Below are 6,477 nucleotides of genomic sequence, written 5' to 3'. Positions count from 1 at the left end.
GTCATTCCCCGGCTTGTCCGGGGAATCCAGAAAAAACCGTCATTCTGGGCTTGACCGGACAATGACGCATTGCGCTTCACCTGTTCTTATATTTCCTTAAAACCTTATTGCCTATCCAGCACAAAACCTGATAGGGGATGGTTCCGCAGCGATCGGCTAATTCCTCGACTGTTATCTCCTCTGTCCCCTGACTGCCAATTAACACTGCTTCATCGCCGATTTTCACATCCTTGACAGCGCCCACATCCACCATCATCTGGTCCATGCAAATCCTTCCAGCCACCGGCACTCCCTGGCCTTTAACCAACACCCTGGATTTATTGGACAACAAATGGCTGTAACCATCAGCGTAACCCACCGCTAAAGCAGCAATAACCGTAGGCCGGCAGGTAATATGATCCCGGCCATAGCTTATAGACCTTCCTTGAGGCGTGGGTTTTAAATAACTTACTCTTGTCTTAACTGAAAGCGCGGGTTTTAATTTAAGGGTTTTAGAAACATACCTTGAGGGATAGACTCCGTAAAGCATTAAACCCGGCCTGACCAGATTAAGGTGTGAAATTTTAACATCTAAAATCCCGGCGCTGTTAGCCGCGTGCTTACAGGGTATAGAAACGCCTGATCTTTCCAGCTTATCCAGTAAGGTTTTAAAAAAACCAACCTGTTTATAAGTAAAGGCCTTATCTTCTTCGTCAGCGCTGGGAAAATGGGTATAAATCCCCTCTAATTTCAGATTACTCAGTTGAGAAATACTTTTTGCTAATTGGAATGCCTGTTTATGCCAGACACCTGCCCGGCCCATGCCGGTATCTACCTTTAAATGAACCCTGGCCTTCCTGCCTTTAGAGCGCGCTTGTTTATCTAATAGCCGGGCTGAGGAAAGGGTATAAACAGTAGAGCTAAGGCCATATTCAACAGCCAGTTTAATCTCCTCGGAGAAAAGAGGGTTAAACAGTAAAATGGGCGTAGGAATACCTGCTTTTCTTAATTCAACGGCTTCTTTGAGGCGGGCTACACCAAGATAATCAACTTTTTGTTCAGCCAAAACCCTGGATACGGCAACCATGCCGTGGCCATAGGCCTCGGATTTAACCACCGCCAGTATCTTAACCGATCTGCCGACCTTCCTTTTTATCAGGTTATAATTATGCCGGATATTATTCAGGTTTATCTCTACCCAAACGTGCATCATATTTTTCCTCTGCCTGCGATCTTCTTAAATATAAAGGGGTTAAATCATAACAACTGTCTAAATCTTTACTCAGCAGCCGGGCAAGCCCCAGCCGGGTAAGCGCCGAGGCCTGAGGAAACCAATTCTCCTGAGGGGCAAACAGGCTCAAGTCCTTACTAAGTTTTTTAATTAAATCTTTATATTCGAACAAACCCTCTCCTAAAAAAACAGTCCGGAACTTAAGCATTTTTAATAAGTCCCGGATCGGTAAGACCATGTATTCCGACAGCCGCTTTACCTGCCGGCCATTGGACTGATAAATACAGCTGTAAACCTCGCCTCTTCTTGCATCCAGAACAGGACAAATCCGGTTGTTCGCCGGACTAATATTCTCTGCCAATACATCCAGTGTGGGAATGCCGATAATCGGTTTAGAAAAGGCAAATGCCAATGCTTTGATAGTGCTGAGGCCGATCCTTAAACCGGTAAAAGAACCGGGGCCAAGGCCAACGATAAAACCATCGATCCGGTTTAATCCCAAACCTATTTCCCGGAGTAAATTTTTTATCCCGGGCAGAAGAATAACCGAACACTGACTTGCTGAAAGATAACTGCGTTCAGCCAATAACTTATCTTTGTCCCTGACAGCTATGCTCAAACGGGAACTCGAAGTATCTATTCCTAATACTATCATCTTTTTCGTATACCCAAATTAGCTTTGAGCTTTGGGTTTTGAGCTCACAGCTCATAGCTCATGGCTTGCTTATTTCTGCTCAGCAAGTAATACCGCCATTTTTATCGCCTCGATCATTGAATCAGGATCGGCCAGGCCTTTTCCGGCTATATCAAAGGCTGTGCCATGACCCGGCGAGGTCCGGACAAACGGCAATCCTAAGGTTATATTAACCCCCTTATTAAAGGCAAGCATTTTCAACGCTATTAAGCCCTGGTCGTGATACATCGCTACTATTGCATCAAATTTATTTTTGCGGGCCTGCCAAAAAATGACATCTGCAGGCACAGGCCCTGCTGCTTTCAGTCCTTCTTTTTTGGCTTTTTTAACAGCAGGTTTGATCAGCTCTATCTCCTCCCTGCCAATAACACCGCCTTCGCCGCTGTGGGGATTGAGCCCTGAAACCCCGATGCGGGGCGAAGAAATATTAAGCCGTCTTTTAAGAAAATTTCCGGTTAACTTAATCGTTTGATATATCCCCCGGCTGGTCAAAGACGATGCTACTTTTTTTAAAGGGATGTGAGTGGTTACCAGGCTCACCCTCAATCCTCCACCCACCAGCATCATCACAAAGTTTCTTGTTTTGGTAAGCCGGGCCAAAAGTTCGGTATGACCGCGAAACGGAAAACCGGCAAGATAAAACGCTTCCTTGCTTATCGGCGCTGTAACCAGGCCGTCTATTTTTTTTTCTTCAGCTAACCTGACGGCTTCCCGGATATACATCATAGAAGACCGGCCGCAAACAGCATTAGAAATCCCTGTTTTAAATTTTGCTCCGGTGAGCAATCCCAGGTCTAACAGGTTACTCCGGTAAGAAGAAAAATCAAGGTCCTGATATCTGTTTATGACCCTAAACAAAACAGGCAGCTTAAAACGAGACTTTGTCTTTTCCAATATTTGGCTGTCCCCGATTATCAAAAAATTGGCCTGCCAGGACCTTCGACCTGCTAAAGCCTTTAAAATCACCTCCGGCCCTATACCCGAAGCATCCCCCATAGTAATGCCGATAATTGGTTTACCAGTCTCCATTATCTAACCCTTTGTTATTATCTGCCAGCAGAAAGACGCTCCAGAACGGGCGGCTGCGCAACTCGCCACTTTTTCCGTTTTCTCGCTCACAAAAGCCTAAAATTTGCTAATGGCTGTCGCATCTTCCTGCCGGCAGTTGCATCTTCCTCTTAACGCCACTACTATTTAACCAGCAGTGGATGGTGCGGGGTGTGGTGGATTGGAGCGTCTTAGCGATAATCTATTTGATCGAGATATAGGCATCTTTTTTTAGGCCTTCAATCCACTTTTTAAATTTGATCTTAAATTTCTCTGTAAACACAATGCTTTTTATTGTGTTTTGGGCGTTTTCAAACTCTACAACCGAACCGGGATGTTTGGCTTCTAATTTAAAAATACAATATCCCGACTTAGTTTTAATCGGCGGAGACACTTCTCCCGGTTCTAAACTAAATATAGCCTGGTCTATTTCTTTCAGCATCTGCCCCCGGCCGATAACACCCATGCCTCCTCCGTTTTCTGCGTTCAAGCCCTGAGAAAATTTTTTGGCTAACTCTTTAAAATCAGCGCCATCATTTAATTCAGACAATATCCTGTGCATTTCAGCTAAGGCGCTGTCCCAATCTCCGGGTTGGCCGCCGGCCGGTTTAACCAAGATAGAACCGATCCTGGCCATTTCCGGTTTAATAAACTCATCCGGATTGGAACGGTAATAATCGTCTATTTCCTTAAGGCTGACGGTTATTCCCATTTTGACCTTTTGATCGATTAATTTAGACTTCAGGATTTCTCTCTTAAATCTTTTTTTCAAATCCCTTAAGCTGGTACCCTGTTTTTTCAAAGCAGATATAAAATCTTTTTCGGAATTAAATCTTTTCTTCAATGCTTCTATCTTTTCATCTATCTCCTGGCCGGTTACCTCAATATCGGTTTCTTCAGCCGCATTAAGAATCAATTTTTCCTCGATCATCTGCGACAGAACACTTCTCCGGACTTGATCCATTTTTTGGGCCAGTTCTCCTCCGCTATATTTCTTTTTATACTCTCCATATACCGAGAATAAAACTGTGGCAAGCTCACTGTTGGTAATAACCTCATCGCCTACTACGGCAACAATCTTATCTACCTCTGCAATATCGCCCTCCTTGGCTGAAATTCCTTTCTCGGCTAACGCTTCGGAAGACAGGCCATCCTTCGCTGAAGCTGCCTGCCGGCCGGGCAGAACTACAGAAAATTCCAAAAAAAATAAAACCCCGGTAACTATAAAAAGTTTTCTCATTGATTATCCTTCCGAACATATCCGCCCGGTTGACAATTACGGTATTGACATTAAATTCTCTATGCCCTTCCTGATTACATCTGCGGACTTATGAAGGCTCTGAAGCTCTTGTTTATTCAACGCTAATTCAACAATTTCCTCTGCTCCATTTCTGCCAAGCTTGACCGGCGCGCCTAAATAAATACCCTTTAGGCCATACTGGCCCTCAAGATAGGCCGAAACCGGAAAAGTCTTTTTTTGATCAAGGATTATTGACCTGACCATAGTATAAATTGCAGCTGAAGGCGCAAGATACGCGCTTCCCCGGCCTAAAAAAGAAACAATCTCAGCCCCGGCTCTGCGGGTGCGGTCTATAATCCTATTTATTTTCTGCCCGCTAAGCAATTCTGTTATCGGTTTAGCGCCGGCGGTTGAAAACCGGGGAAGGCAAACCATAGAATCTCCGTGCCCGCCTAAGACAATCGTCTTAATCTCGCCAACGGGCAGGTTCAACTCTTGAGATATGAACCAGTTAAACCTGGCTGAATCCAGTATACCAGCCATGCCAAAAACCTTTTTTGCTCCAAACCCGCTTACCCGATAAGCCAGATAACTCATTATATCCAGGGGGTTGGTAACTACGATTATTATAGAATCCGGAGCATATATCTTTATCTTCCCTGTCACATCTTTAACAATCCGGGAATTTTTAATAAATAAATCTTCTCTGGTCATGTCCGGAGACCTGGTAATGCCCGCAGTAATTATAACTATCTGAGAATCTTTGATATCTTCATACTGCTCAGTTCCTTCGATCCTTTGATTATGGCCAATGATACTCGAAGCGTGGGATAGATCCAGCGCCTTTCCTAAAGAAAGGCCTTTTGCAACATCCAGCAAGATGACATCCGCCAGTCCTCCCTCAGCGATCCTCATCGCTGTCATTGTCCCGACATTTCCAGCTCCGATGATACTAACCTTCATCGAACACCACCTTTCGATAAACTCTAACCCCAAACTTTACTTAACTTACAAGAACCCAATGAAATACTACCAAATCCAAATACTACAAAATCCAAAATAAATCCAAAATCCCAAATCCAAATTCTATCCTGCAATTTGGGATTTTGAGTTTGGGATTTATTTGGTAGTATTGGTAGTATTTGGATTTTGAATTTGTAATTTACCTTGGCTATTTGAACTTCTGTTTTTTATCTCCCTTAAACTCTTTTTGTATGGTGCTCGGACAATTCCTCTTTCAGTAACTATCGCGCTAATATAACGAGCAGGCGTAACATCAAAGGCCGGATTATAGGCCTTCAGACCTTTAGGTGCTATTCTATAGCCAAAAGGCCTGGTTATCTCCTCAGGGCTTCTTTCCTCAATTGGAATTTCCCTGCCGTTTTCGAGCGCAAAATCAAAAGTAGACACCGGAGCTATTACATAAAACGGTATGCGCTGTGCCCTGGCCAAAACAGCTAAGGAATACGTACCTATTTTGTTAGCGCTGTCTCCGTTGGCAGCTATCCTGTCGGCTCCTACCAGGATTTTATCCACCAAACCCTTTTTCATAACCCAACCAGCCGTGTTATCACAGATCAGGGTAGCAGAAATCCCGTTTTTGACCAGTTCCCAGCTGGTAAGCCTTGCGCCCTGAAAAAGCGGCCTTGACTCATCCACATAAACCGATATTTTCTTGCCTTGTTTCTTAGCCATATATACTGCGGCCAGGGCGGTTCCATAGTCCGCTGTAGCGAGCATTCCGGCATTACAATGGGTCAAAATCCTATCCCCATTTTTTAAAAGCCCTGCCCCGTTTCTTCCCATCTGCCGGCATGTCTGTTTATCTTCTTCTAAAATTTCCAGGGCTTCTTTAAGCAGGCCTTTCTTTAAGGACCTGACATCCTCTTTACAATACCTCTCAGCAGCCCGGTTCATCCTTTCCAGCGCCCAGAATAGATTAACAGCCGTAGGCCTGGAACCGGCCAGATATTTAATAATCTTATCCAGTTCCTTTTTGATTTGCCGATAACTCCTCGCTCTTGAGGGCCAGATCCCCAGAACTACTCCAAAGGCAGCGGTTATACCGATAGCCGGAGCACCGCGGATCTGCATCTTTTTTATCGCGGTCCAAATTGACCTTACATCCCGGCAATATATATAACTAAGCTTTACGGGAAGCTTGGTCTGGTCTATAATCTTGACTTTCCCGTTTGACCATTGGATAGTAGAAAACATTTTACTCCCACTTAACAATAAAACATGACAGGATACAAATATGTTAGCTGATATTAGCTCATAGCTGTT

6 protein-coding genes are annotated in these 6,477 nt (G+C 44.3%); all 6 read right to left on the bottom strand.

The window, feature by feature from the left end; all coding sequences use genetic code 11:
• Positions 1 to 76: 76 nt before the first annotated feature.
• Positions 77 to 1,192: an alanine racemase gene (gene alr / locus U9Q08_03090; protein MEA3328701.1), complete on the bottom strand. Its 1,116-nt coding sequence runs from the start codon at positions 1,190 to 1,192 to the stop codon at positions 77 to 79.
• Positions 1,158 to 1,865, bottom strand: a complete 708-nt coding sequence (tsaB, locus tag U9Q08_03085; protein MEA3328700.1) for a tRNA (adenosine(37)-N6)-threonylcarbamoyltransferase complex dimerization subunit type 1 TsaB — start codon at positions 1,863 to 1,865, stop codon at positions 1,158 to 1,160. Before tsaB ends, alr begins: the two co-directional genes overlap by 35 nt.
• Before the next feature lie 69 nt (positions 1,866 to 1,934).
• Positions 1,935 to 2,933 (bottom strand): 4-hydroxythreonine-4-phosphate dehydrogenase PdxA, encoded by a 999-nt coding sequence (gene pdxA, locus U9Q08_03080; GenBank protein MEA3328699.1) that lies wholly within the window; start codon positions 2,931 to 2,933, stop codon positions 1,935 to 1,937.
• 220 nt (positions 2,934 to 3,153) lie between these two features.
• Entirely contained in the window at positions 3,154 to 4,191 is a 1,038-nt protein-coding gene (locus U9Q08_03075; GenBank protein ID MEA3328698.1) for a peptidylprolyl isomerase, read from the bottom strand.
• Between the two features lie 36 nt (positions 4,192 to 4,227).
• Entirely contained in the window at positions 4,228 to 5,154 is a 927-nt protein-coding gene (gene mdh, locus U9Q08_03070; GenBank protein ID MEA3328697.1) for a malate dehydrogenase, read from the bottom strand.
• A 156-nt stretch (positions 5,155 to 5,310) separates the two neighbouring features.
• Positions 5,311 to 6,408, bottom strand: coding sequence for an S-methyl-5-thioribose-1-phosphate isomerase (gene mtnA / locus U9Q08_03065; GenBank protein MEA3328696.1), 1,098 nt, complete (start codon positions 6,406 to 6,408; stop codon positions 5,311 to 5,313).
• Positions 6,409 to 6,477: the final 69 nt, after the last annotated feature.

This window comes from Candidatus Omnitrophota bacterium (genome assembly GCA_034717435.1).
In the GTDB taxonomy this organism is placed as follows: domain Bacteria; phylum Omnitrophota; class JAUWXU01; order JAUWXU01; family JAUWXU01; genus JAYELI01.
The sequence above is the reverse complement of the archived record's forward strand: the minus strand, read 5'-3'. Positions and strand labels throughout refer to the sequence as shown.

Coding starts and splice junctions, on each gene's coding strand:
- pdxA (MEA3328699.1), bottom strand. CDS start 2,933: ATGGAGACTGGTAAACCAATTATCGGCATTACTATGGGGGATGCTTCG.
- mdh (MEA3328697.1), bottom strand. CDS start 5,154: ATGAAGGTTAGTATCATCGGAGCTGGAAATGTCGGGACAATGACAGCG.
- mtnA (MEA3328696.1), bottom strand. CDS start 6,408: ATGTTTTCTACTATCCAATGGTCAAACGGGAAAGTCAAGATTATAGAC.
- alr (MEA3328701.1), bottom strand. CDS start 1,192: ATGATGCACGTTTGGGTAGAGATAAACCTGAATAATATCCGGCATAAT.
- U9Q08_03075 (MEA3328698.1), bottom strand. CDS start 4,191: ATGAGAAAACTTTTTATAGTTACCGGGGTTTTATTTTTTTTGGAATTT.
- tsaB (MEA3328700.1), bottom strand. CDS start 1,865: ATGATAGTATTAGGAATAGATACTTCGAGTTCCCGTTTGAGCATAGCT.